At 55.4% G+C, this 23,683-nt stretch carries 21 protein-coding genes; 12 read left to right on the forward strand and 9 right to left on the reverse strand.

The features are described from left to right. Positions 1-27 precede the first annotated feature (27 nt). From yebS to LRM19_RS15570, 4 genes are all read left to right on the forward strand, one after another. Complete coding sequence (gene yebS / locus LRM19_RS15555) at positions 28-1,311, forward strand: membrane integrity lipid transport subunit YebS (RefSeq protein ID WP_045908227.1); 1,284 nt, start codon at positions 28-30, stop codon at positions 1,309-1,311. Next, positions 1,280-3,913, forward strand: coding sequence for a PqiB family protein (locus LRM19_RS15560; RefSeq protein WP_248174493.1), 2,634 nt, complete (start codon positions 1,280-1,282; stop codon positions 3,911-3,913). The genes yebS and LRM19_RS15560 overlap by 32 nt, the downstream gene beginning before the upstream one ends. 77 nt (positions 3,914-3,990) lie before the next feature. Further along, a complete protein-coding gene (rsmF, locus tag LRM19_RS15565) occupies positions 3,991-5,433 on the forward strand; it encodes a 16S rRNA (cytosine(1407)-C(5))-methyltransferase RsmF (RefSeq protein ID WP_442876250.1) in 1,443 nt (480 codons plus the stop codon). 107 nt (positions 5,434-5,540) lie between these two features. Next, positions 5,541-5,780: a YebV family protein gene (locus LRM19_RS15570; RefSeq protein ID WP_008500472.1), complete on the forward strand. Its 240-nt coding sequence runs from the start codon at positions 5,541-5,543 to the stop codon at positions 5,778-5,780. A 34-nt stretch (positions 5,781-5,814) separates the two neighbouring features. On the opposite strand, the gene pphA is transcribed toward LRM19_RS15570, so the two are convergent. Continuing rightward, on the reverse strand, positions 5,815-6,459 hold the full coding sequence (pphA, locus tag LRM19_RS15575) for a protein-serine/threonine phosphatase (RefSeq protein ID WP_271369296.1): 645 nt from the start codon (positions 6,457-6,459) through the stop codon (positions 5,815-5,817). Positions 6,460-6,625: 166 nt separating this feature from the next. On the opposite strand from pphA, the gene LRM19_RS15580 reads away from it, so the two are divergent. After that, complete coding sequence (locus LRM19_RS15580) at positions 6,626-7,567, forward strand: VirK/YbjX family protein (protein ID WP_133294682.1); 942 nt, start codon at positions 6,626-6,628, stop codon at positions 7,565-7,567. A gap of 173 nt (positions 7,568-7,740) precedes the next feature. Next, positions 7,741-8,637: a benzoate transporter gene (locus LRM19_RS15585; protein WP_271369299.1), complete on the forward strand. Its 897-nt coding sequence runs from the start codon at positions 7,741-7,743 to the stop codon at positions 8,635-8,637. Positions 8,638-9,067: 430 nt separating this feature from the next. Here the strand turns inward: LRM19_RS15585 and LRM19_RS15590 are convergent, their stop codons facing one another. The 3 genes from LRM19_RS15590 to yobA are packed head-to-tail and all read right to left on the reverse strand — an operon-like array spanning position 9,068 to position 10,665. Continuing rightward, a complete protein-coding gene (locus LRM19_RS15590; protein WP_111964807.1) occupies positions 9,068-9,406 on the reverse strand; it encodes a YebY family protein in 339 nt (112 codons plus the stop codon). Positions 9,407-9,422: 16 nt separating this feature from the next. Then, positions 9,423-10,292 carry a copper homeostasis membrane protein CopD gene (copD, locus tag LRM19_RS15595; protein ID WP_271369300.1) on the reverse strand — a complete coding sequence of 290 codons (870 nt, stop codon included), beginning with the start codon at positions 10,290-10,292 and terminating at the stop codon, positions 9,423-9,425. Position 10,293: 1 nt separating this feature from the next. Further along, a complete protein-coding gene (gene yobA / locus LRM19_RS15600; protein ID WP_115875680.1) occupies positions 10,294-10,665 on the reverse strand; it encodes a CopC domain-containing protein YobA in 372 nt (123 codons plus the stop codon). 137 nt (positions 10,666-10,802) lie between these two features. Between yobA and LRM19_RS15605 the strand changes: the two genes are divergently transcribed. The 3 genes from LRM19_RS15605 to exoX all read left to right on the forward strand — a co-directional run bounded on the left by LRM19_RS15605 (position 10,803) and on the right by exoX (position 12,481). Next, a complete protein-coding gene (locus tag LRM19_RS15605; RefSeq protein WP_008500465.1) occupies positions 10,803-11,033 on the forward strand; it encodes a DNA polymerase III subunit theta in 231 nt (76 codons plus the stop codon). A gap of 110 nt (positions 11,034-11,143) precedes the next feature. Then, the gene (locus tag LRM19_RS15610) at positions 11,144-11,794 is read left to right on the forward strand and encodes a carbon-nitrogen hydrolase family protein (protein WP_271369301.1); all 651 of its coding nucleotides are present in this window, start codon (positions 11,144-11,146) and stop codon (positions 11,792-11,794) included. Positions 11,795-11,818: 24 nt separating this feature from the next. Continuing rightward, positions 11,819-12,481, forward strand: a complete 663-nt coding sequence (exoX, locus tag LRM19_RS15615) for an exodeoxyribonuclease X (protein WP_010432611.1) — start codon at positions 11,819-11,821, stop codon at positions 12,479-12,481. On the opposite strand, the gene ptrB is transcribed toward exoX, so the two are convergent. Both ptrB and LRM19_RS15625 read right to left on the reverse strand, forming a co-directional pair. Further along, complete coding sequence (gene ptrB, locus LRM19_RS15620; RefSeq protein WP_271369302.1) at positions 12,478-14,538, reverse strand: oligopeptidase B; 2,061 nt, start codon at positions 14,536-14,538, stop codon at positions 12,478-12,480. The two genes, exoX and ptrB, sit on opposite strands and share 4 nt — an antisense overlap. 85 nt (positions 14,539-14,623) lie before the next feature. Then, the gene (locus LRM19_RS15625; RefSeq protein ID WP_271369304.1) at positions 14,624-15,271 is read right to left on the reverse strand and encodes a tellurite resistance TerB family protein; all 648 of its coding nucleotides are present in this window, start codon (positions 15,269-15,271) and stop codon (positions 14,624-14,626) included. A gap of 171 nt (positions 15,272-15,442) precedes the next feature. Here LRM19_RS15625 and purT point away from each other — a divergent pair, with 171 nt between their 5' ends. Next, positions 15,443-16,621 carry a formate-dependent phosphoribosylglycinamide formyltransferase gene (purT, locus tag LRM19_RS15630; protein WP_271369305.1) on the forward strand — a complete coding sequence of 393 codons (1,179 nt, stop codon included), beginning with the start codon at positions 15,443-15,445 and terminating at the stop codon, positions 16,619-16,621. 41 nt (positions 16,622-16,662) lie between these two features. Here the strand turns inward: purT and kdgA are convergent, their stop codons facing one another. The 3 genes from kdgA to zwf form a co-directional block, all read right to left on the reverse strand. Beyond that, positions 16,663-17,304 carry a bifunctional 4-hydroxy-2-oxoglutarate aldolase/2-dehydro-3-deoxy-phosphogluconate aldolase gene (kdgA, locus tag LRM19_RS15635; RefSeq protein WP_271369306.1) on the reverse strand — a complete coding sequence of 214 codons (642 nt, stop codon included), beginning with the start codon at positions 17,302-17,304 and terminating at the stop codon, positions 16,663-16,665. Positions 17,305-17,343: 39 nt separating this feature from the next. Next, positions 17,344-19,155: a phosphogluconate dehydratase gene (edd, locus tag LRM19_RS15640; RefSeq protein ID WP_115875686.1), complete on the reverse strand. Its 1,812-nt coding sequence runs from the start codon at positions 19,153-19,155 to the stop codon at positions 17,344-17,346. 233 nt (positions 19,156-19,388) lie between these two features. Further along, complete coding sequence (gene zwf / locus LRM19_RS15645; protein ID WP_271369308.1) at positions 19,389-20,864, reverse strand: glucose-6-phosphate dehydrogenase; 1,476 nt, start codon at positions 20,862-20,864, stop codon at positions 19,389-19,391. A gap of 356 nt (positions 20,865-21,220) precedes the next feature. Here zwf and LRM19_RS15650 point away from each other — a divergent pair, with 356 nt between their 5' ends. Continuing rightward, entirely contained in the window at positions 21,221-22,090 is an 870-nt protein-coding gene (locus LRM19_RS15650) for a MurR/RpiR family transcriptional regulator (protein WP_115875687.1), read from the forward strand. Between the two features lie 140 nt (positions 22,091-22,230). Further along, on the forward strand, positions 22,231-23,673 hold the full coding sequence (pyk, locus tag LRM19_RS15655) for a pyruvate kinase (RefSeq protein WP_008500455.1): 1,443 nt from the start codon (positions 22,231-22,233) through the stop codon (positions 23,671-23,673). Positions 23,674-23,683: the final 10 nt, after the last annotated feature.

Here is a 23,683-nt window from a genome sequence, read left to right on the forward strand (position 1 = left end):
TCAACAATACTTATTTGTGCGCAGCTGATGGCCTTAAAAACAACCAAAATTACGCCGACGAGAAAGATAACTGTCCATACGGTAAGCGAAGCTTTGCCTCGTGCACATTATCAGCGTTGCCCCCAGTGCGATACGCTTTTTATGTTGCCGAAGATGAAATCGCACCAAAGTGCCTTTTGTCCCCGCTGCGACGCTAAAATTCGCGATGGTCGCGACTGGTCGTTGACCCGCCTCGCCGCCATGGCCGTCACCATGCTGCTGTTGATGCCCTTCGCCTGGAGCGAACCGCTGCTGAAACTCTACCTGCTTGGCGTGCGCATTGACGCCAACGTGCTGCAGGGTATCTGGCAGATGACCCGTCAGGGCGATCCCATCACCGCCGCCATGGTGCTGTTCTGCACCGTTGGCGCGCCGCTGGTGCTGGTCGCCGCCATTGCCTATCTTTGGTTTGGCAATATTCTCGGCATGAACCTTCGCCCGGTGCTGCTGATGCTGGATAAACTCAAAGAGTGGGTGATGCTGGATATTTATCTGGTCGGCGTGGGCGTTGCGTCAATAAAGGTACAGGACTATGCCTTTTTGCAGCCCGGCATCGGACTCTTTGCCTTCATCTGTCTGGTATTGCTGAGCATCCTGACGCTGATACACCTGAACGTTGAGCAGCTCTGGGAGCGATTTTACCCGCAGCGCCCCGCCACCCGTCCCGATGAAAATCTGCGCGTCTGTCTGGGTTGCCACTATACCGGGTTACCCGACCCGCGCGGACGCTGCCCGCGGTGCCACATTCCATTAAGGCTGCGTCGAAACAACAGCCTGCAAAAATGCTGGGCGGCGCTGATCGCCTCCCTGGTGTTTCTGATCCCCGCCAATATGCTGCCTATTTCCATCATTTACGTGAATGGCGGACGACAGGAGGATACTATCCTCTCCGGGATTATCTCCCTTGCGCACAGCAATGTCGGGGTGGCGGCGATCGTTTTTATTGCCAGTATTCTGGTTCCCTTTACCAAAGTGGTGGTGATGATTACCCTGCTCATCAGCATTCACTTAAAGTGTGAACAAGGCTTACGAACCCGCATTCTGCTTCTGCGATTCGTCACCTGGATTGGCCGCTGGTCAATGTTAGATTTGTTCGTAATTTCGCTGATGATGTCTCTCATCAATCGCGACCAGTTACTTGCTTTTACAATGGGACCCGCGGCTTTTTATTTCGGCTCTGCGGTGATATTGACTATTCTTGCTGTGGAATGGCTGGATAGCCGCTTACTTTGGGATGCACATGAGTCAGGAAACCCCCGCTTCGCCGACTGAAGCGAGAATTAAAACAAAACGCCGCATTTCGCCATTCTGGTTGCTGCCCGTCATCGCCCTGATGATTGCAGGCTGGCTTATCTGGACGAGCTATGAAGATCGCGGTAGCACCGTCACCATTGATTTCCAGACCGCCGACGGCATCGTCGCCGGGCGAACGCCCGTTCGCTTCCAGGGGGTTGAAGTGGGTACGGTTCAGGACATCTCTCTTGGAAAAGGGCTGAACAAGATTCAGGTGCGGGTCAGTATTAAATCTGACATGCAGGATGCCCTGCGCAGCGAAACGCAGTTCTGGCTGGTGACGCCAAAAGCCTCTCTGGCCGGTGTGTCCGGGCTGGATGCGCTCGTGGGCGGTAACTATATTGGCATGATGCCGGGTAAAGGAGAGCCGCAGGATCACTTTGTTGCCCTGGATACACAGCCGAAGTACCGCCTCAATAACGGCGATTTAATGATCCATCTGCAGGCGCCGGATCTCGGTTCTCTGAACAGTGGCTCACTGGTCTATTTCCGCAAAATCCCGGTTGGCCGTGTGTACGATTACGCGATCAACCCAAATAAACAGGGCGTCACCATTGACGTGCTGATCGAGCGTCGCTTCACCAATCTGGTGAAAAAAGGCAGCCGCTTCTGGAACGTGTCCGGCGTGGACGCGGATCTCAGCCTGAGCGGTGCGAAAGTGAAGCTGGAGAGTCTGGCCGCGCTGGTTAATGGTGCCATTGCCTTTGACTCGCCGGAAAACTCAAGCCCTGCCACCGCTGATGATTCATTTGGATTGTACGCTGACCTGGCGCACAGCCAGCGCGGCGTGATCGTCAAACTCGCCCTGCCCGATGCTAAAGGGCTAAAAGCGGGTTCAACACCGCTGATGTATCAGGGATTGCAGGTTGGTCAGCTCACCAAAATGACCCTCAACCCGGGCGGCTCGGTCACCGGCGAAATGACGGTCGACCCGAGCGTGGTCGATCTCCTGCGCGAGAAAACGCGTATCGAAATGCGCAGTCCAAAGCTCTCTCTGAACGATGCCAGCCTCAGCACGCTGTTGACCGGCAATACGTTTGAGCTCATCCCCGGCGAAGGTGAACCCAGCAATAGCTTCGTGATTGCCCCGGCTGATAAAGCCCTGCTGCAAAAGCCGGGCGTAGTGACGGTCACGCTGAATGCGCCAGAAAGTTACGGTATCGAAGCCGGACAGCCGTTAATTTTACACGGCGTGCAGGTTGGTCAGGTGCTGGAGCGTAAGCTCTCAGCGAATGGCGTGACTTTCTCGGTCGCTATCGATCCGCAATACAGCGACCTGGTGCATGGCGACAGCAAATTCGTGGTGAACAGTCGCGTCGACGTGAAGGTGGGTCTGGACGGCGTGGAGTTCCTCGGCGCCAGCGCCAGCGAATGGGTTAACGGCGGTATCCGCATTTTGCCGGGGGATAAAGGCCCCGTTCGCGACAGCTATCCGCTGTATGCCAACCTGGAGAAAGCGGTTGAAAACAGCCTGAGCGATCTTCCTACCACCACGCTGACCTTAAGCGCCGAGACGCTGCCGGACGTACAGGCGGGTTCCGTGGTGCTGTATCGCAAGTTTGAAGTCGGGGAAGTGATCACCGTTCGCCCGCGTGCGGACGCGTTCGATATCGAACTGCATATCAAGCCGGAGTACCGCAAGCTGCTGACGCCAAACAGCGTCTTCTGGGCCGAAGGCGGCGCGAAAGTTCAGCTTAACGGTAACGGGCTAACCGTACAGGCCTCTCCGCTGTCACGCGCGCTGCGGGGGGCGATTAGCTTCGATAACCTCAGCGGTGCGGGCGCGAATCTGCGTAAAGGCGATAAGCGTATTCTCTTCCCGTCCGAGACCGCCGCCCGCGCGGTGGGTGGGCAGATTACCCTGCACGCCTTTGATGCCGGCAAGCTGGCGGAAGGCATGCCAATCCGCTATCTGGGCATTGATATCGGGCAGATCCAGAAGCTGACGCTGATCACCTCGCGCAACGAGGTGCAGGCCACTGCCGTGCTCTACCCGGAATATGTGCAGACCTTCGCCCGCACCGGCTCGCGCTTCTCGGTGGTCACGCCGCAGATCTCGGCCGCTGGCGTTGAGCACCTCGACACCATTTTGCAGCCGTACATCAACGTTGAGCCAGGCCAGGGCAATGCCCGCCGTGATTTCGAGCTGCAGGAAGCCACGATCACCGACTCGCGCTACCTTGGCGGCCTGAGCATCGTGGTGGAAGTACCGGAAGCGGGCTCGCTGAACATCGGCACTCCGGTACTATTCCGCGGTATTGAAGTGGGTACGGTCACGGGCCTGACGCTCGGTACGCTCTCCGACCGCGTGATGGTGGCATTACGTATTAGCGAACGTTACCAGCACCTGGTTCGAAATAACTCGGTATTCTGGCTGGCATCCGGCTATTCGCTGGACTTTGGCCTGACGGGAGGCGTGGTGAAAACCGGCACCTTCAACCAGTTCATTCGCGGCGGTATCGCGTTTGCCACGCCGCCGGGAACGCCGCTGGCGCCAAAAGCGCAGCCGGGTAAACACTTCCTGCTGCTCGAGAGCGAACCAAAAGAGTGGCGCGAATGGGGAACCGCCCTGCCGCGTTAATCTGACAGGCTCCGGTGTCAACGCACCGGAGCCTTTATGCTACACTGCGCACCTGAATTTTTCCCTGTGGTGTGCCCGTGGCTCAAAACTCCGTATTTCTTCCTGAACAATTCCTGGCGCAGATGCGCGAGGCGCTTCCTTCTCACCTGTCGTTAGACGATTTTATCGCCGCCTGCCAGCGTCCGTTACGCCGGAGTATTCGCGTCAACACGCTGAAAATCAGCGTCGATGATTTTCTGGCGCTGGTCGCTCCGTACGGCTGGCAGCTTACGCCGGTACCGTGGTGCGCTGAGGGGTTCTGGATAGAACGCGATGACGAAGCTTCACTGCCGCTGGGCAGTACCGCTGAACATCTGAGCGGTCTGTTCTATATTCAGGAAGCCAGCTCGATGCTGCCGGTTGCCGCCCTGTTCGCAGAGGGCAACGCGCCCGATCGCGTAATGGATGTTGCCGCCGCGCCCGGCTCAAAAACCACCCAAATTGCCGCCCGTATGGGTAATCAAGGGGCGATCCTCGCCAACGAGTTTTCCGCCAGCCGCGTGAAGGTGTTGCATGCCAACATCAGCCGCTGCGGTATTCATAATGTTGCCCTGACGCACTTCGACGGACGCGTGTTTGGCGCCGCCCTGCCGGAAGCCTTCGACGCCATTCTGCTGGACGCCCCCTGCTCAGGCGAAGGGGTGGTGCGTAAAGATCCCGATGCGTTAAAAAACTGGTCAGTTGAGAGCAACCTTGAGATCGCGGCCACGCAGCGAGAGCTGATCGACAGCGCATTCCATGCCCTGCGCCCCGGCGGCACGCTGGTTTATTCGACGTGCACCTTAAACCGCGATGAGAACGAAGATGTCTGCCTGTGGCTGCAAGCGCAATATCCGGATGCAGTCGAGTTTCTGCCGCTCGACGATCTGTTCGCCTCAGCACAGGAGGCTGTCACCCCGGAGGGATTCCTCCATGTTTTCCCGCAGATTTACGACTGCGAAGGGTTCTTTGTGGCGCGTCTGCGTAAAACGCAGGCGGTGGCTCCCCTGCCCGCACCTAAATTCAAGGTCGGTAACTTCCCGTTTGCCCCCCTTAAAGGTCGAGAAACGGCACAGCTTGAAGCCGCCGCTAAAAAAGCGGGACTGGTCTGGGATGAGAGCCTGCGCCCCTGGATGCGTGATAAAGAGATATGGCTGTTCCCGGCACAGATCGAGCCGCTCATCGGAAAGGTCCGTTTTTCCCGAATCGGGATCCGCCTGGCGGAAGTGCATAATAAAGGGTATCGCTGGCAGCATGAGGCCGTAATCGCCCTTGCCGGACGCGACAATACCTTTGCCCTGACGCATCAGGAAGCCGAAGAGTGGTACCGTGGTCGCGATGTCTATCCGGAGAGCACGCCATCAGGCGATGAAGTGATTGTAACGTATCAGGGATACCCGCTGGGCCTGGCAAAAAAGGTCGGCTCAAGGCTGAAAAACAGCTATCCACGCGAGCTGGTTCGGGACGGTCGGCTGTTTACCGGTAACGATCGCACGGATTGATAAAAAGCGCATTTTTTTACTGGCGATTTTGCTCTCTTTGTCTACGATCAAAAATGGGTGGCCACACTGGTCATACCAGATTTTTGACAACCGACCCGGAGAGCACTATGACGAAAACCAGCGTGCGTATTGGCGCTTTTGAGATCGACGACGCAGAGCTGCGCGGCGAAGCACAAGGCGATCGAACGTTAAGTATTCCCTGCAAATCCGACCCGGATTTGTGCATGCAGCTTGATGCATGGGATGCAGACACCAGCGTCCCGGCAATACTTGATGGCGAACATTCAGTCCTTTACCGTGAGCATTACGATAGTAAAACCGATGCCTGGGTCATGCGTCTTGCCTGACCTAAAGAGAACCCGCCCGAAGGCGGGTTATTTATTACTGCAGCTGCGCCAGCGTAAAGTAACCGTCAAATACGGCACCCGTATCAATGTAGTGGAGATTGTCAAAATCATACCTTCTGTCGACGGGCGTATGTCCGAACCAGAAATGATCCGCGCCGCTGATGCCCTCTCCTTTACCCACCATAAACCCCATCAACCGATCGCGGTTCCATAAGATGCGCTGGTCACTGACCGGTTTTTGCCAGCGGTATTCCGCGGCCGGATAATCAGCATGGGCAATCACATTAAGACCGTTCGCACAGGTTATCTCGATGATATGAGGTAAGTCGCGACAGGCGTCAAGCAACGACAGCGCAAGCTGTTGCCGATCGCGTTCAAGATGCGAAAACCACATTCCGCCATTCATCATCCAGAGAGAAAAATCGTTATTATCCAGACCGTCGAGCGCCATTTGCTCATGGTTTCCCCGCACGGCACGAAACCATTTTTCATTAATTAACTGCAGGCATTTAACGCTATCAGGGCCACGATCGATCATATCCCCGACAGAAATAAGTAAATCCTCATACGGATTAAAATGACGGCGTTTAAGTTCATCCATAAGCCACTGGTAGCAACCGTGTATATCGCTGACAACCCAGACGTGACGCCACATTCCACCTTCAATTCGCTGATACATAGCACCTCCTTTAAACAGTATAGCTGCCGCAGAAAAGTCGACGGACAGGCGTGGTCATCACGAAATCAAACAAACGGTAAACCAAACAGAAATAAAGATCCTCGCGCTATTAATCCCCTTTTCCTGGCTCTTTAGAATAAGGGCAGAAAAAAAGAGGGGTCTTCACGTGTCTAATACGCACCTGCATAACGATGTTTTCTATCCGCATCGCACAAATATTATTTCCGAGCTGGTGAACGGCAAACGCGTTCCGGGGCCGATCTGGCGCAAACGCGAATATCGCCTGAAGTTCCTGTTACGTTCGCTGGTGTTCTGGTCTTCTACACATCGCATGCTGGAAACCCTTTCGGGTCGCGACGATTTTGACAGGCTGCTGGCCTCTCAAATTACATTGCCGAGCAAGACCCACCGGCAGTACCTGATGCGCGGCCTGACGGCTAACGATCGCGCCGACGCTATCGTTAACCATTATTACTGGATTGACAGCCTGAAAGAGAGCGGTCTCGCCCAGGCCCTGACCAGCCCGCAGGAACAAGCCGTTGCGCAGTTCCATGCAAAAGACGGTGTAACCTATACGGTCAATGCTTCCTCTGCGGGGAAAGCCGAGCGCGAAGGCGAAAGCACGCTGTGGCTACGCGACAACGAGGACACGCTGCTGGCCAGCCTGACCTTTAGCGTCGCGCGCAGCAATGGTCAGCAAGTCATGGTGATTGGCGGGCTTCAGGGACCCCGCCGCTGCGTATCGCGAGACGTCATTAAACAGGCCACCCGCGCCTGTCATGGTCTTTTCCCCAAACGGGTATTGATGGAAGTCCTCTTCCAGCTGGCTGCGCAGTCATCCGTCCGGGCGATTTTTGCCGTCAGCGATGAGGGTCACGTTTTCCGCGCGTTGCGGTATCGCCTGAGCAAAGGTCGCCATTTCCATGCCAGCTACGATGAATTTTGGGCATCGCTGGACGGTAAAAAGCTCTCGGCCTTCTGCTGGCAGCTGCCGCTACAGATGGAGCGTAAATCGCTTGAAGAGATCGCCAGTAAAAAACGTGCCGAATACCGCCGCCGCTTTGAGCTGCTTGATGAAATAGAGGTATCCGTTAAGTCCCACTTTTAGCCTGGCTGGCGTCTTCGCTCACTGGATAGTGGATGCAATCTATTTATAGGATGAATAATAAAGCAGCGTACTATTGCGCAGGGCGAGTGCGCTCAGTTAGCATTGCGCGAAATGATACCGGCGAATGCGTTGGAAAAAGCGCAATGTGGGCGCAAAAATGAGGGACTTCGGTAATGATCTATGACTGCTTCTTATATTACGATGAAGATATGCTTCTCGAAATCAGGCTGAACACGCTAGCGGACGTTGTCGATCGCTTCGTTATCGTTGAGTCAACGCATACCTTTACCGGTAAAAAGAGGCAGCTGCATTTTGACATTAATAAATACAGTCAGTTTAAAGATAAAATTATCTACGTTGTGCATGATAAAGAACCGATTACGAAAGCCGCTGAAGAATCACATCCGGCCCGAGAGGTGATCCCGGGTTTGCCAGAGGGAATGGTAGTGGATGCGTGGGCAAATGAAGCCGCGCAGAGGAATGCCATCATGCAGGGTTTGTCCCATGCCAGCGATGATGATTTGATTTTAGTTTCCGATGTGGACGAGATATTTTCACCTCAGGTAGTAGCATCGATAAACCCCAAAAAGCTCTGCACAACTATTTATCAGAATTTTTATAATTATCAGTTTAACCTGCAGGTTTTTAATACAGATAACACGCCAAGAAAATGTAAATTACCGAGAGCCACCCAGTATAAAAATCTCGTTAACTTCTTTGGCGGTGAACCTGAATCATTCAGGAATCTTAAACGCACCCGAAGTGTTAAAAACTGGTCCTGGCTAAAGTGGAACTGGTTCAAGATTAACAACCGCATCATTGAAAATGGTGGGTGGCATTTCTCATGGGTGATGACACCCGAGCGCATCTCAGAAAAAATGTCGACCATTTCCCATACTGAATACGATCTCCCTGAGTTTAACAACCCGGAACACATCATGAAGGTCATTAAAAACGCGGAAGATATCTGGGGGCGGGACAGGACGTTAATCAGGCAAGAGCTAACGGTTGAAAACTTCCCTGAGTACATTGTCCAACACAAAGACAAATTCAGCGCGTTCATTATTTAACTTAAGGGTTGCCCTTTCGAACGTCAGAAGGCGGTCGCTCGGCCACAAAATTTTAACAAAGATCCCAAAAAAACCCTGGACGCACGCGGTCCTGAGTATGTTATGGTTTAGACAGGATATGGAAAGTTCGAGAAAGTTTCGGATGATGTCGAGTCAGCACCGAAAAATGCTTTAAAAAACATACAGATAAAAAGAGACCGAATACGATTCCTGTATTCGGTCCAGGGAAATGGCTCTTGGGAGAGAGCCGTGCGCTAAAAGTTGGCATTAATGCAGGCTAAGTCGCCTTGCCTTTTAAGAATAGATGACGACGCCAGGTTTTCCAGTCCACAGCTAAAGCGGTCGGAAAAAAAGCGCCAGAGCATCATTAAATGTGAAAAACCGCAGTGCTTTCGCAAGCATCTGCGGTTTTTTATTGGAAACCCGAACGTTAGCAGAGCTTGTCGGCGCGCTCGATAAACGGTGCCAGACTCATTTTTTGTCCCGGATGCGACGGGTCATCGATCTGAATAATGCTAATCGGCTGTCCGCTGCTCTTTCCGCTGGCTACCTGCTGCTCTGCGATATCATTCAGCGGATATTGCACCAGCGTGCTCGGGTTGATCGCATACAGCGCATGGCCCGGACGGCAGGTCAGCATCACCTCTTCGCGATTGAAAGCCCATTTGTCCTTACCCACTTCAAAACGGCTGACGGTGATAACCTGCGGTGCGGCAAGCGCGCTCCCCGTACAGGCCAGCAAGATGAGAGAAAGTACTGTCTTTTTCATATGATATTTAACCTTATCAGAAGGGTTCCCAGGTGGCGAACAGACTGACCGTTGCCAGCACCAGCGCTCCCAGCACCACTTCTGCCTGCGTCATCCTGATAAAAATCTGTTGTGCTCGCCCGCTCTCCGGACGAAACCGTGGCACCAGAAAATACCGATTTGCCAGCGCAATTACCACCATCAACGCCACCAGCGCACATTTGAACAACAAAAACTGTACGTAACCAGCCTGCCAGGGAATATGGACACCCAGTATCATGAGCGCATTGATCGCTCCGCTGAGCAGCACGCCCGCGACGGCGTAATGGCCCACGCGCGAAAAGCGCATCATGGTATAAATGGCGGCATTCTGCCAGCGTCCTTTGGCCAGACGCATGCAGAACAGCAGAGGCAGTAATCCGCCAAGCCAGGTTGCGGCGCAGATCATGTGAAAAGCATAATTAAGACGCTGCAACGCCCCCATCGGACCGTCGTTCATTGCCGCGTGCCCTACCCCAGCCAGCAGGATAAGCTGGCCCATCGTAAGCAACAGCAGCCGCGAACCTTTCAGCGGTGCGAGCCATGCTGCGCCGACCGTGGTCGCAGCGAGTATGATTTGCCACAGCCAGACGCCGCCAAACTGCGTCCTCATTACGCCGTACCAGACCTGCGGGGCAAACACATCTCCCCAGCCGTTACCCATCAGTCCGCCCTGAAGCATAAACATCACGAGCGCTGCCGCCAGGCTCATTAAGGCCGCCACTTTCTGCTGCAGCTGAAATCGCCGGGACATCAGGCGGTGGAGAGAGGAAGGCGCAAACCAGACGCTGTAAAGCGCGTTGCCAAAAACAAGCATCAGCGCCCCGAAATGGATAAAGCGCAACCCGATATAACACAGCGCCAGCATGCTATTTCACGCTAAAGTGATAGCTGCCTTTGGTTTTATGGCCGTCTACGGAGACGACATGCCAGTCTACCTGGTACGTTCCTGACGTCAGCGTTTGTTCCAGCGGAACGGTGAGTTGCGCCTTGTTCTTTTCGTCGCGCGTGGCGGTTCCCGTTTTGATGACCTGCTTTTGCGCATCCGTTACCACCACACCGCTAAACCCCGGTTCGATGCCTTCTGAAAAATTCAGCGTAAGTGCCTGCGGAGCGCTCACCACGCTGTCCGCTGCCGGGCTCTGCTGTTTAAGATGTGCATGTGCCAGCGCGGAGGGCGCCATCATTGTCGAGGCCACAAAAACCAGTGCGCATACCGCGCGGGAGGCGGAGAAACCCATCGCAATCATTCCTTTTTGTTATGTCTGTATGCTAAAGAATAACGCTGTATAATAAACGAGTCGAGGATCATCCTGCCTCCGCTTGTCATCGTCGTGCAATCGCGGTAACGTTGCCGCCGCAGAAAAAGGAGAAGGTAATGAAGATCAATCTGGCCGCCCTTCCGCAGGACGAGATGGATAAAGTGAATGTCGATCTCGCTGCCGCTGGCGTCGCGTTCAAAGAGCGTTACAACATGCCTGTCGTGGCTGAAGTCGTTGAACGGGAACAACCCGCCCATCTGCGCGACTGGTTTCGCGAAAGATTAATCGCCCACCGTCTCGCCTCGGTTAACCTCTCCCGTTTACCGTACGAACCTAAAGTTAAATAAGCTTAACGAGTCGTTACACTTCCTTACACGGAATCTGGCAGGATAAGAAAACCCTGATAAATTTAGGTGTATTCTTAAATCCCTGCGACTCAGTGTATAAGGAAGTCACGATGTCACATTGGAACATAGCGGCAGCCCAGTATGGCGGGCTGCATCAGAGTGTGAATGACCATGTTACGCACCACCTGCGCTTCATCGCCGAAGCCGCACGGCAGGGGTGCGATCTGCTGGTCTTCCCTGAACTCTCCTTAACGGGTTCTGGCGCGCCGACGCTACCTCCCCCACCCGATGACGCGCAGCTGGAGCCGCTGCTTAACGCGGCACATTTTTACCAGATTACCGTTATTGCAGGACTCCCCCTGGAACAGGATGGGCAGAGACAGAAAGGTCTTGTGCTGTTTTCGCCTGCTTGCCATCGCATTTTGCGCTATCCGCAAGGGCGCGGAGCCAGCCTGGTGCCGGGGGACAAGCACCTTAGCATCATTGATGCACATCCCGATTCTCCCAATCTCGATCCCAGAGCAACGCTTGTTACCAGCTGCCAGTCGGTGGGGGATAATCGCTGGCGGCAGTCCATCAGTAACCTGCAGCGCTTCGCGCATAAATATGCTATTGCGGTGCTAATGGCGAATGCCTGCGGCGGCAGCGCGCTATGGGATGATAAAGGCCAGCTGATCGTCCGCGCGGATAAGGGCGAGCTTCTGGTGACCGGCACGCTCGGCGGAGAGGGTTGGCAAGGCGATATCATTCCTTTAGGCTAGGCGTTTTAAGCTCAGGAGTTTTCAATGCTGCGCGTCATCGATACCGAAACTTGCGATCTTCAGGGCGGAATAGTGGAAGTGGCCTCTGTCGACGTGGTTGATGGTAAAATCGTCAACCCAATGAGCCATCTGGTGCGTCCCGATCGCCCCATCAGCCCCCAGGCGATGGCTATCCATCGCATTACAGAATCGATGGTGGCGGATAAGCCCTGGATTGAAGAGATCATTCCGCACTACTACGGTAGCCCGTGGTACGTCGCGCATAACGCCAGCTTTGACCGCCGGGTGCTACCTGAAATGCCGGGCGAATGGATTTGCACAATGAAGCTGGCGCGTCGTCTCTGGCCGGGCATTAAATACAGCAATATGGCGCTGTACAAGTCCCGCAAGCTCAGCGTTCGTACCCCTGAGGGGCTTCACCATCACCGCGCCCTGTATGACTGCTATATCACCGCCGCGTTGCTGATTGATATTATGAATATCTCAGGCTGGACACCGGATGATATGGCGACGATCACCGGACGCCCCGCGTTACTGACCACATTTACCTTTGGTAAATATCGCGGGAAGCCGGTGTCTGAGGTAGCGGATAAAGACCCGGGCTATTTGCGCTGGCTGTATAACAACCTCGACAGAATGAGTCCGGAACTGCGCTTAACGCTGAAACATTATCTGGGCGACGCTTAACCCTCCGCACGGCCTGGCAGCGTGTCCTGCGCCAGGCCAATCAGGAAGGCATATTCCAGGGCAACCCCTTCGTACGATTTAAATCGTCCCGATTTCCCGCCGTGTCCGGAGTCCATATCGGTACACAGCAGCAGCAGATTGTCATCGGTTTTCAGCTCCCGCAGCTTTGCCACCCATTTTGCCGGCTCCCAGTACTGCACCTGAGAATCATGCAAACCGGTGGTGACCAGCATGTGCGGGTAGGCTTTCGCCTCCACGTTGTCGTACGGGCTGTACTCTTTCATATAGCGGTAGTACATCTCATCCTGCGGATTTCCCCACTCTTCAAACTCCCCGGTGGTAAGAGGGATTGATTCATCGAGCATGGTCGTGACCACATCGACAAACGGTACCTGCGCGACAATCCCCTTAAAGCGGTCGGGACGCTGGTTGATAACCGCCCCCATCAGCATGCCGCCCGCGCTGCCGCCCATGCCAAAGCAGAGTTGCGGATCGCCATAGCCCTGCTCAATCAGCGCATCGCAGACGTCGAGATAATCATTGAAGGTGTTTTTCTTTTTCAGGAATTTCCCGTCTTCATACCAGTGCTGGCCCAGCTCACCGCCGCCGCGAATATGGGCTATGGCGAAAACAAAACCGCGCTCGAGCAGGCTTAACCGGCTGCTGCTGAAATCGGCGTCCATGCTTGAGCCATACGACCCGTAGCCGTAAACCAGGATCGGGTTTTTGCCTTTCTGGAAATGGGCTTGGTGATAGACGAGCGAGACGGGGACCTCAACGCCATCCCGGGCGGTGACCCAGAGGTGCTCGCTGCGGTAGTTTTCAGACTCAAAACCTTTTACCTCGGTCTGTTTAATCACCTGGCGCTGCCCGGTATCCATGTCCAGCTCAAACAGGGTGTCCGGTGTGGTCATGGATGAGTAGCCGTAGCGCAGCCGCGATGATTCGGGTTCGGGATTGAATCCAATCCACGTCACATAGGCCGGGTCGTCGAACGCAATCCCGACCACTTCCCGCGTTTTGCGGTTGATTTGCCGGATACTGGTCAGCCCGCGCTGGCGCTCTTCCACCACCAGCCAGTCGGTAAACAGGGTGAACCCTTCCAGCATCACCTGATCACGCGCGGGGATAAGCACCTCCCACTTGCGTTCATCGCGCACTTTGGTTTTATAGAGACCAAAGTTTTTGCCCTCACGATTGGAGCGCAGATAAAAGCTATGCTGGAAGTGATCCAGGCTGTACTCGTGATCCTTGCGGCGCGGCAGGAAACAGAGCGGCTGGGCGTCAGGCAGTTCGGCATCCAGCAGCAGAACTTCCGACGTCGTCGCGCTGGCAAGGAAGATAATCACATAGTGGCGCGAGGAGGTTTTATGCAGGCTGACATAGAACGTTTCGTCTTTCTCTTCATAAACCAGCTCGTCGTCTGCGGAGTCCGTTCCCACGGTGTGCCGCCATACCTGATAAGGCAGTAGCGTCGAGGCGTGCTTTTTGACGTAGTAAACCGTCTCGGAATCATTCGCCCAGACAAAATCCGGGGAGACGTTTTCCAGCATTTCCGGATACCAGTTGCCGCTCTCCAGATTGCGAAACCGCAGGCCGTACTGGCGGCGGGAGAGATAATCCTCCGCCAGCGCCATCACCGCATTGTCAGGCGAAATGGACATACCGCCCAGGGTATAAAACTCGCTGTGTGCAGCGCGCTGGTTGGCATCCAGCAGAATATCCCACTCGTCCCATTCGGCGCTTAATACCGACTGACGCTGATAAATGGGATACTCATTGCCGGGCTCGTAAATATGGCGATAGCGATAGCCGTTTTTGGTCCAGGGCGCGGAGATATCGCGCTGAGGAATACGCTGCACCATTTCATTCAGCAACTGGTCCTGAAGCGTCTGCTGGCTGGACATGACCTTGCGGCCATAGTCGTTTTCCTCGTGCAGGTAGTCGAGCACCTCTGGCCGGGAGCGCGAATCGTCCCGTAGCCAGTAATAGTTGTCTATACGCGTATCGCCATGCGTGGTGATCGCATAAGGTATACGTCGGGCTTTCGGTGGCATGTCATCTTTCTTTTTTGTTTTACACCCTATAAGGTTGGCAAAACCCACGCATGATGCAAGCGAAACAGGGTCGCAACGGCGAGAACTATCCCTGTAACGCCTGTTTTTGTTCCCGGATATCCCGCTCAATGCCTTCGCGCACGTCTTGTGGGATCTTTAACGCTTCGCCCAGGGCGTTAAGGTAGCTCCGCTCCATAAAGTGATCGATATCGATGGCGGCACAGCTGAGGAAATAGAGTTCAAGCGCCTCTTCCTCATTTTTCACGCTTTGCGCCAGACGCTGCGGCTCCAGAGGCTGTTCGATGGCCTGCGCCACCAGCGTTCTGCCCTTCTCTTCAACGCCGGCTTCACGCAGTTGCTGCTCGATCGCCAGTCGTTCCCTATCGTCGATATGTCCGTCACTTTTCGCGGCAAAGACCAGCGCCAGGATCAGCCGTTCGGTACGCAGATCCAGCGGCGAGGTGTGCTCGCCGTAATGCGGTTCATCGCTGTGCGCGGTCCTAACCCTGTCCTTGTATTTGTTCCACAGGACGGTACCCGCAATGGCGCCCCCACCGGCCAGCAGTGCGCCTGTCCCGTACTTTGCCAGCAGCTTGCGCGAGGATTTATTCGCGACCAGCAGGCCTGCCAGCCCGCCGAGCGCCCCGGGTACCAGCAGTTTGCTCAGGTCCCGCTCGCCAGACGATGTTTTCTGCCCTAACAGGGATTGCAATTGATTTAGCCAGCCAGACATAGTTTTCCTCACTTAACGGTGAATATGTTCCACAGCGTAAGCGAGCAGGCGTCAGGAAATGTCTGGACGGGCTAAAGAAGCGCAAATTTCTTCTCCCCCTCACCTGGCGTGTACAAGACAGACGCAAACGTTTTCGTTTATACTGCCCGCAACTTTTTCAGGGGGATTGTTATGATTCGTTTAGGAACTGCGCTGCGACCTGCGGCGACGCGAGTGATGCTGTTGGGATCGGGCGAGCTGGGGAAAGAGGTCGCCATTGAGTGCCAGCGTTTAGGCGTGGAAGTCATTGCCGTGGACCGTTATGCCGACGCCCCAGCCATGCACGTCGCCCATCGTTCTTATGTGATTAACATGCTGGATGGCGATGCCCTTAGCGAGCTGATTACGCGCGAGAAACCTGATTTTGTCGTGCCGGAAATTGAAGCCATTGCCACCGATACGCTGATCGCGCTTGAGCAGGAAGGCCAGCGCGTGGTGCCCTGCGCGAAAGCCGCAAAGCTGACCATGAACCGCGAAGGCATTCGTCGCCTGGCGGCAGAAGAGCTGGGATTGCCCACGTCGAGCTATCGTTTTGCTGGCGATAAGGCGGCATTCCTGCAGGCTGTAGACGAGATTGGCTACCCGTGCATCGTTAAGCCGGTGATGAGCTCCTCCGGTAAAGGACAGAGCTTTATTCGCGACAGCAGCACGCTGGAAAAGGCGTGGGAGTACGCCCAGCAGGGCGGCCGCGCCGGCGCCGGTCGCGTCATCGTCGAAGGCGTCGTGAAGTTTGATTTCGAGATCACCCTGCTGACCGTCAGCGCCGTTGACGGCGTCCATTTCTGCGACCCGATTGGCCACCGCCAGGAAGATGGCGATTATCGCGAATCCTGGCAGCCGCAGCAGATGAGCGCCCTGGCGCTGGAACGTGCTCAGGAGATCGCCCGTAAAACCGTCCTGGCGCTGGGCGGCTATGGCCTGTTCGGCGTCGAGCTGTTTGTGTGCGGTGATGAGGTGATTTTCAGCGAAGTCTCCCCTCGCCCGCATGACACCGGCATGGTGACGCTGATTTCGCAGGATCTCTCCGAATTCGCTCTGCACGTGCGTGCCTTCCTCGGCCTGCCCGTCGGGGGTATCCGTCAGTACGGCCCGGCCGCCTCGGCGGTGATCCTGCCGCAACTAACCAGCCAGAACGTCACGTTTGATAACGTCGACGGGGCGGTGGGTGCCGGGTTGCAGGTACGTTTGTTCGGCAAGCCGGAGATTGATGGAACCCGGCGTCTTGGCGTGGCGTTAGCCACCGGGGATAACGTTGACGACGCCGTGGCGAGAGCCAAAGCGGCCGCAGCAAGCGTTAAGGTAACGGGATAAAAAAACGGGCCGAAAGGCCCGTTTTTCATGCGACGAGAGACTTACTGCTTCGCGCCTTCTACCGCTTCGCGAGCCAGTTTGGTGATGCGCTCCCAGTCGCCCGCTTCCAGCGCATCCGCCGGAACCAGCCATGAGCCACCGATGCACAGGACGCTTTTCAGTGCCAGGTAGTCACGGTAGTTGGCAGGAGAGATGCCGCCCGTCGGGCAGAAGCGTACCTGAGAGAATGGACCCGCAATCGCCTGCAGCGCTTTGGTGCCGCCGTTCGCTTCAGCCGGGAAGAATTTAAACTCTTTCAGACCGTAGTCCATGCCCAGCATCAGTTCGGAGACGGTGCTGATACCCGGGATCAGTGGAATAGTGCCTTCGGTCGCGGCTTTCAGCAGCGACTCGGTCAGCCCCGGGCTAATGGCAAACTGTGCGCCCGCTTCGGTCACTTCAGCCAGCTGTTTTGCGTTCGTCACGGTACCCGCACCGATGATGGCGTCCGGCACTTCTTTGGCAATCGCGCGAATGGCATCCATCGCGCAGGCGGTGCGCAGGGTCACTTCCAGAACGCGAACGCCACCCGCAACCAGCGCTTTCGCCATCGGTACAGCGTGCTCCAGCTTGTTTACCACGATAACCGGCACGACAGGGCCAGTGGTCAGGATTGATTCTGCACTTGTTTTCCAGTTTTTCATCAGAGTTTTCTCTCGCCAGATCGTTAAAATCAAGTCGTCTTAAAACGTAATACAGGTAGCGCCCTGCTCCGCACCGGAGAGTTTCTCACGCAGCGCGCTGAACATTTCGCGTCCGGTCCCCACGCGCGATGCGCTCAGGTCAGGAATATGGGGCTGACGTGCCGCCAGCTCGGCGTCATCGACCAGCAGGGTTAACTCACCTGTCTGACCGTTCACGCGGATCGTGTCACCGTCACGCACTTTCGCCAGTAAACCGCCGTCGTAAGCTTCAGGCGTCACGTGGATGGCTGAAGGCACTTTACCGGATGCCCCAGAGAGGCGTCCATCGGTTACTAACGCAATTTTGAAACGGCGGTCCAATAATACACCAAGTGGGGGCATAAGTTTATGTAATTCTGGCATCCCGTTAGCTTTAGGCCCCTGGTGACGCACCACCACCACGCAGTCTTTATCAAGCAGGCCGGCGTCAAAGGCGGGTAATACGTCGTGCTGGCTTTCAAACACCACCGCCGGCGCTTCGATAATCTGGTTCTCTTCCGGTACGGCAGAGGTCTTCATCACCGCGCGACCGAGGTTACCGCTGAGCACTTTGGTGCCACCGTGAGGAGAGAAAGGTTTGTCGATAGTGGCGATAACCTGCGCATCAAGAGACGCGCTCGCCCCATCACGCCAGTCCAGCTCGCCGTTGTTCAGCCACGGCTCCTGGGTGTAGCGCTGCAGGCCAAAGCCAGCCACGGTATTAACGTCTTCATGCAGCAGACCGCCCTTCAGCAGCTCGCGCATCAGCAGCGGTACGCCGCCAGCGGCCTGGAAGTGGTTGATGTCCGCCGGGCCATTCGGGTACAGGCGTGCCATCAGCGGCACCACGGAAGAGATCTCGGAGAAGTCATCCCAGTTAATCAGAATGCCCGCCGCACGCGCCATAGCCACCAGGTGCATGGTGTGGTTGGTTGACCCCCCGGTTGCCAGCAGCGCGACAATCCCGTTGACGATGACTTTTTCATCGACCATTTTTCCCATCGGCATCCATTCGTTGCCGTTTCCGGTCAGACGCGTAACCTGACGGGCCGCGGCCTCGGTCAGCGCCTTGCGCAGCGGCGCATCCGGCTGGATAAAGGACGAGCCCGGAAGCTGCATCCCCATAAACTCCACCACCATCTGGTTAGTGTTAGCCGTACCGTAGAACGTACAGGTCCCCGGCGCATGATAGGACGCGGCTTCCGCCTCCAGCAGCGCCTGACGGTCTGCTTTCCCTTCCGCGTACAGCTGGCGGATACGCACTTTTTCTTTGTTCGGCAAGCCGCTTGCCATTGGACCGGACGGCACGAAGATAGCAGGCAGATGCCCAAACGACAGCGCCGCCATCACCAGACCCGGGACAATCTTGTCGCACACGCCGAGATAGAGCGCGCCATCAAACATGTTGTGTGAAAGACCCACCGCCGCGGACATGGCAATCACTTCGCGGCTCAGCAGGGAGAGCTCCATACCGTCCTGACCCTGCGTTACGCCGTCGCACATGGCGGGTACCCCACCCGCGACCTGGCCCACCGCATTCACGCTGTGCAGCGCTTTACGGATGATATCCGGGTAAACCTCATAGGGCTGGTGCGCGGAGAGCATATCGTTATAGGCGGTAATGATGGCGATATTGTTACGCAACATGCTTTTCAGCGACGCTTTATCGTCAGGCTGGCAGGCGGCGAAGCCGTGCGCCAGGTTACCGCAGGCCAGCTGAGATCGGTGGACGGTGTTGCTCTTTGCCTGCTCAATCCGGGCGAGGTAGGCCGAACGGGTCTCTTTCGAGCGCTCAATAATGCGTTGTGTTACGCGTAACAATGTCGGATTCATAAAAGCTCCTCTCATTTATCTGTCCGGGCTCGGGAGTTTACAAAGTCGCTGGCAGTTGTTAACAACGCTGAAACGCTTGCTGTCCGGAGCTCAGGGGCAAAATCACTTCCGGCAGTGTAATAAAAAAAGCTCCGCGGGTGAATCCACGCGGAGCTTAAAAGTTGAAAATTGTGCCACTAGCTGTGTTAGATCATGTTACCGGTAAAATAACACTTTCGGGCTAGCGGATTATCTTACTCAAACTCGTTCCAGGAGCGGCCATCGCGGGTGATCATCGCCACCGACGCGACAGGTCCCCAGGTGCCCGCCTGATACGGTTTTGGCGCATCCTGATCGGCAGCCCAGGCTTCGGTGATGGAGTCGACCCATTTCCATGCTTCTTCCACTTCATCGCGGCGTACGAACAGCGCCTGAATACCGCGCATGGTTTCCAGCAACAGACGCTCGTAAGCATCGGCCAGGTGCGTCTGGTTGAAAGTTTCGGAATAGCTCAGATCCAGCTTGGTGGTCTGCAGGTTGTGTTTATGATCCAGGCCCGGCACTTTGTTCAGGATCTGGATATCCACGCCCTCGTCCGGCTGCAGACGAATAGTCAGTTTATTCTGCGGCAGTTCCTGCCAGGACTCTTTGAACAGGTTCAATTCCGGGTTCTTAAAGTAGACAACCACTTCGGAGCATTTGGTCGGCAGACGCTTACCGGTGCGCAGGTAGAACGGAACACCCGCCCAACGCCAGTCGTCGATATCCACGCGGATCGCCACGAACGTCTCGGTGTTGCTGGACTTGTTCGCGCCCTCTTCTTCCAGGTAGCCTGGCACTTTTTTGCCTTGCGCAAACCCGGCGGTGTACTGGCCGCGAACGGTCTTCTCGCGCACGTTGGAGCGGTCGATGCGGCGCAGCGACTTCAGCACTTTCACTTTGGCGTCGCGGATGCTGTCAGCCGTCAGGTCAGACGGAGGAGACATGGCAATCATGCACAGAATCTGCAGCAGGTGGTTCTGGATCATGTCGCGCATCTGACCGGCCTGGTCAAAGTAACCCCAGCGGCCTTCAATCCCCACCTCTTCCGCCACGGTGATTTCCACGTGATCGATAGTGCGGTTGTCCCAGTTATTCACAAACAGGGAGTTAGCGAAACGCAGCGCCAGCAGGTTCAGAACCGTCTCTTTACCGAGGTAGTGGTCGATACGGTAGACCTGGCATTCTTCAAAGAACTCGCCCACCTGGTCGTTGATTTCGCGCGAGGTTGCCAGCGACGTACCCAGCGGCTTCTCCATCACGACGCGCGCCGGTTTGGCGTTCAGTTTGGCTTCGCCCAGACCTTTGCAAATGGCGCCGAAGGTGCTTGGCGGCATGGCGAAATAGTTAATGGTGACACGGTTTTTCTGATCCAGCATCGCGCCCAGGCGGGCGAATGCGCTGACGTCATTCACGTCCAGGTTGCAGAAATCGAGGCGTCCACTCAGGGTATCCCACAAACTTTCATCAATTTTTTCTTTCATGAAAGTTTCGAGCGCCTCGCGGACGACTTTGGTATAAGCGTCCTTGTCCCAGTCGGCGCGCCCTACACCCAGGATACGGGTATCCGGATGAATTTGGCCCGCTTTCTCCAGTTGATACAGGGAAGGCAGCAATTTTCGGCGTGCAAGATCGCCTTTCGCGCCGAAAATGACCAGGTCACATGCCTGGGCTGTTTGCGTTACCGCCATGTCATTCTCCTCAGTTGGATCACCTGGTACTTCTGCCAGGTATCGTTGTAATTTTATTACAATGCACTGTACTGCTTTTACGTCATTCCCGAAACCATTAGCGCTTATCGTCGCGTGCGATACCGCGATTTTTCACCCTTCGGATGATTTCGACGGCTTAATGACGCAACAACCGTCGTTTCTTTGCGCAACAGGGTCATAGCAAAACCCGACATCGATCAAGTAATGAAAAAAAACAACAACATTATCTTGTCGATTGTTACCCTTAATGGAAGCCACAAGGGTAATATCGGCTAAATCGAATCTCGATTTCATCAATTTATGAAATCGTTTACACCCATGAGCGTCCTGTTAACATGAACATGCTGGAAAAAATCCAGTTTCAACTGGAACACCTTAGCAAATCCGAGCGGAAAGTGGCCGAGGTCATTATGGCATCCCCCGCTCAGGCGATTCATTCAAGCATCGCCGCTCTGGCACAGGAAGCGGGTGTTAGCGAACCCACGGTCAATCGCTTTTGCCGCAGTCTGGAAACGCGCGGCTTTCCTGATTTTAAACTGCATCTGGCACAAAGTCTGGCTAACGGCACCCCTTATGTTAATCGTAATGTGGATGAAGACGACAGCGTTGATGCCTATACCACGAAAATTTTTGAGTCGGCCATGGCTTCGCTTGACCACGTCCGTCAGTCTCTGGACATGAGCTCCGTGAATCGCGCGGTGGATTTACTCACCCAGGCCAAGCGAATTGCGTTCTTTGGGCTCGGGTCGTCGGCGGCCGTCGCGCATGACGCCATGAATAAATTTTTCCGCTTTAACGTTCCGGTTATTTATTCCGATGACATTGTGCTGCAACGCATGAGCTGTATGAATTGCAGTGAAGATGACGTCGTGGTACTGATTTCGCATACCGGCCGCACCAAAAGTCAGGTAGAGCTGGCGCAGCTGGCCCGTGAAAACGATGCCATGGTGATTGCCCTCACTACAGCCGGCACGCCGCTGGCGCGTGAGGCAACGCTGGCAATCACCCTCGACGTGCCGGAAGACACAGACATTTATATGCCGATGGTCTCCCGACTGGCCCAGCTCACCGTGATTGACGTGCTTGCGACCGGTTTTACCCTACGTCGCGGGGCAAAATTCCGGGATAACTTGAAGCGGGTCAAGGAAGCGCTGAAGGAATCGCGTTTTGATAAAGAATTGCTTATAAAGAGCGATGTTCCCTGATAGTTGATAACGAATACGTCACGAATAATGACGATGTAACGATTTACGGCATTCGGTCCCCTCGCCGCTGCCTTGCAGCAGATGAAGGCCGATTCAATGTTCACGCAACACCAAAGTTGTTTCAGTCAACGGAGTATTACATGTCCAGAAGGCTTCGCAGAACCAAGATCGTAACCACCTTAGGCCCGGCCACCGATCGCGATAATAATCTCGAAAAAATTATCGCCGCCGGTGCCAACGTGGTGCGTATGAACTTCTCTCACGGTACGCCAGAAGACCATAAATTACGTGCCGATAAAGTGCGTGAAATTGCAGCAAAACTGGGCCGCCACGTTGCTATCCTCGGCGATTTGCAGGGTCCAAAAATCCGTGTATCGACCTTTAAAGAGGGTAAAGTTTTCCTCAATATCGGCGACAAATTCCTGCTTGATGCCAACCTGGGCAAAGGCGAAGGCGATAAAGAGAAAGTTGGTATCGACTATAAAGGCCTGCCGGCTGACGTGGTGCCTGGCGATATCCTGCTGCTCGACGACGGTCGCGTACAGCTGAAGGTGCTGGAAGTTCAGGGCATGAAAGTGTTCACCGAAGTCACCGTTGGCGGCCCGCTCTCCAACAATAAAGGCATCAACAAACTGGGTGGCGGCCTCTCAGCAGAAGCGCTTACCGATAAAGACAAAGCGGACATCGTAACTGCCGCGCTGATCGGCGTTGACTACCTGGCCGTCTCCTTCCCGCGCTGCGGCGAAGATCTTAACTATGCGCGTCGCCTGGCACGTGATGCAGGCTGCGATGCTAAAATCGTCGCTAAAGTTGAACGCGCGGAGGCCGTTTGCGATCAGGATGCCATGGACGATGTGATCCTCGCCTCTGACGTTGTCATGGTTGCGCGTGGTGACCTGGGCGTGGAAATCGGCGACCCTGAGCTGGTCGGTATCCAGAAAGCGCTGATTCGTCGCGCACGTCAGCTGAACCGCGCGGTGATCACCGCCACTCAGATGATGGAATCGATGATCACCAACCCAATGCCAACCCGTGCGGAGGTCATGGACGTGGCCAACGCCGTGCTGGACGGTACGGATGCGGTGATGCTCTCTGCGGAAACCGCTGCGGGCCAGTATCCGGCAGAAACCGTGGCCGCCATGGCGCGCGTCTGCCTGGGCGCTGAAAAGATCCCAAGCATCAACGTCTCTAAACATCGTCTGGACGTGCAGTTCGACAACGTGGAAGAAGCGATTGCGATGTCTGCGATGTACGCGGCAAACCACTTGAAGGGCGTTACCGCGATCATCACCATGACCGAATCTGGCCGCACCGCGCTGATGACCTCTCGTATCAGCTCTGGCCTGCCAATTTTCGCCATGTCCCGTCACGAACGTACCCTGAACCTGACGGCGTTGTACCGCGGCGTGACGCCGGTTCACTTCGACAGCACCAATGATGGCGTAGCTGCAGCGCACGATGCCGTAAACCTGCTGCGCGACAAAGGCTATCTGGTGTCCGGTGATATCGTCATCGTGACCCAGGGCGATGTGATGAGCACCATCGGCTCAACCAACACCACGCGCGTTATGACCGTCGAGTAATAACGTTTGT

It is taken from the genome of Enterobacter sp. PI-10 (assembly GCF_027947695.1).
Lineage (GTDB): Bacteria > Pseudomonadota > Gammaproteobacteria > Enterobacterales > Enterobacteriaceae > Enterobacter > Enterobacter vonholyi.